Source organism: uncultured Maricaulis sp. (assembly GCF_905480005.1).
In the GTDB taxonomy this organism is placed as follows: domain Bacteria; phylum Pseudomonadota; class Alphaproteobacteria; order Caulobacterales; family Maricaulaceae; genus Maricaulis.
Genome location: NZ_CAJQOO010000053.1, coordinates 1 through 3045 on the forward strand (window position 1 = coordinate 1; position 3045 = coordinate 3045).

A 3045-nucleotide genomic window follows, 5' to 3' on the forward strand; every position below is an offset into this window, starting at 1 on the left:
ACGACCCGGTTCGGGAGGCTGTGGCGTTGGCGGGCTCTTTGATCGGGAGCGCGTCGCAGGGAAGCTAGGTCAGCGTCGGTGCAAGAGCGTCCATTGTGGAGACTGAAATTCCGACAGGTCCGCTTCAATTATTGGGGTGCGATTGATTGGCGCAGCTTATCTTGTGATGCTGTATAAGCGCAGCATGCGCTTTAGGCGTGTGAGCAAAGCTTGGGGACTATCCACCGTGTTCAGTCGAGTAACCCGCCTATTTCTGATGGCGCTTCTCCTCGGTGTGGGAGCCTGTGCGAACTCGCCAGACTTTGCAGCGTTTACCCGCGGCTCTGCGCCATCGGCGTCGCCGAGCGAACAGCCAGGCCAGGTTGAGAGATCCGCCGCGACACAGCCTGAAACGCAGCCCGCTGAAACCCCCGCAGACCCGGCCTACCGTGATGTCGGTTCCGGCGAATTTGTCGCCCCGGCGCGGTCGCGCCAGGCTTCGGTTCGGACCACGACCAACGGTGTCGAGCTGGCCTTCCAGAATGTCGCGATCAGCGATGTCGTATCTGCCGTTATCGGCGATGTCCTGGGCGCTGAGTTCGTCATTGATCCGCAAGTTAACGGCCGTGTGACGCTGCGCTCGGCGCGGCCTGTTGCCCGCGAGGACTTGCCCGCGGCGTTGGACCGCGCGCTGCGCCTGTCCGGCGCTAGCCTGGTGGAGACCTCTGACGGGGTCTTCTTTGTTGCGCCGGAATCGCGTGCACAATCCTTTGCGCGCGGCCCACGGATTGCCGGTGAAGGCCTGCCGCCCGGATATGGCAGCGTGATTGTGCCGCTTGATTATGTTCAGGCGCGTGAGATGGCCCGTTTGCTGCGCCCCTTCGCGTCCAACCAGAATGCCATCCAAGCTGACGAGCCTCGCTCTTTGGTCATCGTGTCAGGAGATCCGGCCCAGCTCGAAGTCCTGCTCGATACGATTGCACTTTTTGACGTAGACTGGCTGGAGGCCATGTCCTTCTCGCTGCGACCCCTTGAGGCCGCCGAACCCGACGCGGTGATCGGCGAGCTCCGCTCCATTCTCGGCGGTGTCGATGGCCCAATCGGCGCTCAGATCGAGTTCGTGCCGCTGGAGCGACTGGGCGCCATCGTTGTGATCGCCCAAACCCCGGCTCGGCTCGCCCAGGCAGAAGAATGGATTGAGCGCCTTGATGTCCGGGCACCGCGCGGGCGGCGCGTCCGGGCCCTGTCCCTCGCAAATGCCAATGCGTCCGATTTGGCGGAACGGTTGAGTGATCTCTTCGCAACTGAAGGTGCGAATGCCGGCGCAGCATCCATAACCGTTCAAGCCGATGAGGCATCGAACTCACTCCTGATCATCGCGGATGATGAAGGCTTCGAGCAAGTGTCCGAACTCGCTGCCCAGCTCGACCAGGCCCCCGATCAGGTGATGATCGAAGCACGCATTGTCGAAGTCGTCCTCAATGATGACCTTCGCTATGGCGTGCAGTGGTTCCTCGACACCCGCGATGGCGGACAAGTCATCTCCACAGGCAATGCAGGTGGCGGCGTCGGGGCGGTCCTGCCCGGATGGGCCTATACGTATTCTTCCGATTATGTTCGCGCATCCTTGAGTGCGATCGCGTCGATCACCGATGTTGAGACAGTATCAACGCCCCAGATCATGGCGCTGGATAATCGCCCCTCCTTGATCCAGGTCGGCGATCAGGTGCCTGTGGTGACGCAAAGCGCGGTCAGCGTTTCCAATCCCGATGCCCCGATCGTCAATTCGGTTGAGTTTCGTGATACCGGAGTGGTGTTGTCGGTCACGCCGCGCATCAGCCGCGATGGCGCGGTTCAGCTGGAAGTCGAACAGGAAGTCTCATCCGTCGCTGAGACGACGACATCCGGTATCGACTCCCCCACCATTCAACAGCGTCGATTTGAGACCACGATCACGGTTTTTGATGGCCAGACCGTCGCGCTGGGCGGACTCATTCGATCCAGCCGCTCACAGACCCGCTCCGGCGTGCCTGGCTTGCAGCGCATTCCCGGTTTGGGAGCGCTCTTCAGCGAGCGCAGTGATGTTGAGCGCCGTACGGAATTGATCGTCTTTTTGACGCCGCGCGTGATCCGCTCATCCGTGGATGCTGCAGCAGCGACCCGGGATCTGGCTGATCGCCTTGAGATCATGCGCGATCGCGGCTTCGGCCAACTACGCGAAAATGACTAGCCTGGCACGTCATCGCGATGAGACAGGCTCAGCGCTGATCGCGACGTTGGGCATCGCCGCTTTTTTGGCGGCGCTCGCGGTGCTGGTGATTCACATGATGGTTGAGACAGCGCATTCGGCGCGGGATCAACGCGTGGCGATTGAGGCGGACGCTGTGTTTGACCAGGCCTTTGCGCGGGTGCTCTGGCGCTTGCGGGCGGGCGGCACGGCGACCTATTACGCAGACCCATTTGAGATCGAAGTTGAGGGCGCCCGCCTGCGTGCCACGGTGTTCTCGCCGGCCGGCCTGATCGATCTCAATCATGCGCCCCCGCAAGTCCTGGGGCCAGTCCTCGCCAAGGCGGGCGCCAGCGATGCGGCGAGCCTGGCCGCCGCGATCATGGATTGGCGTGACGGGGATGGCCTGGTCAGTTTGCGTGGTGCCGAGCGGCCGCAGTATGAGGCGCTCGGCGAGGTCGGCCCTGCCAATCAGGCCTTTGCCAGGACGGATGAAGTTGAACACGTTTTGGGCATGACGCCAGAGGTGCTCGATTGCCTGACCGAGTATGGCACTGTCTCGTCTCTGGCGAGCGCTCCGGATTTGGCGGTGGCGCCCGATTGGGTGCGCCAAGCCCTGCTGGGTGACGAGGTGATGGCATCCTCCGCGTCCGTTCCGGTCAGCCTTGGCTCCGGTGACTTGATCGGGCTGACGCTTGAAATTCTCGTTGGCCCGCAAGAGGGGCAGCGTGCGCGTATCCTGGTTCGACTGACGGGAATGCGAGACGAACCCTATTGGATCCAGGCGTGGGATCAGTCGGCATTGTCGGCTCATAGATGTGGGACCAACTCATGACGCG

At 62.2% G+C, this 3045-nt stretch carries 2 protein-coding genes; both read left to right on the plus strand.

Annotated elements, in window-relative coordinates:
* The first annotated feature begins 256 nt into the window (after positions 1-256).
* Positions 257-2209 carry a secretin N-terminal domain-containing protein gene (locus QZ266_RS06145; RefSeq protein WP_295692712.1) on the plus strand — a complete coding sequence of 651 codons (1953 nt, stop codon included), beginning with the start codon at positions 257-259 and terminating at the stop codon, positions 2207-2209.
* A gap of 94 nt (positions 2210-2303) precedes the next feature.
* Complete coding sequence (locus tag QZ266_RS06150) at positions 2304-3041, plus strand: type II secretion system protein GspK (protein WP_295692715.1); 738 nt, start codon at positions 2304-2306, stop codon at positions 3039-3041.
* The last annotated feature ends 4 nt before the right edge of the window (positions 3042-3045 follow it).

Excerpts from the sequence above, each read along its gene's own strand:
- QZ266_RS06145 (WP_295692712.1), top strand. The coding sequence starts at position 257 with ATGGCGCTTCTCCTCGGTGTGGGAGCCTGTGCGAACTCGCCAGACTTT.
- QZ266_RS06150 (WP_295692715.1), top strand. The coding sequence starts at position 2,304 with ATGATGGTTGAGACAGCGCATTCGGCGCGGGATCAACGCGTGGCGATT.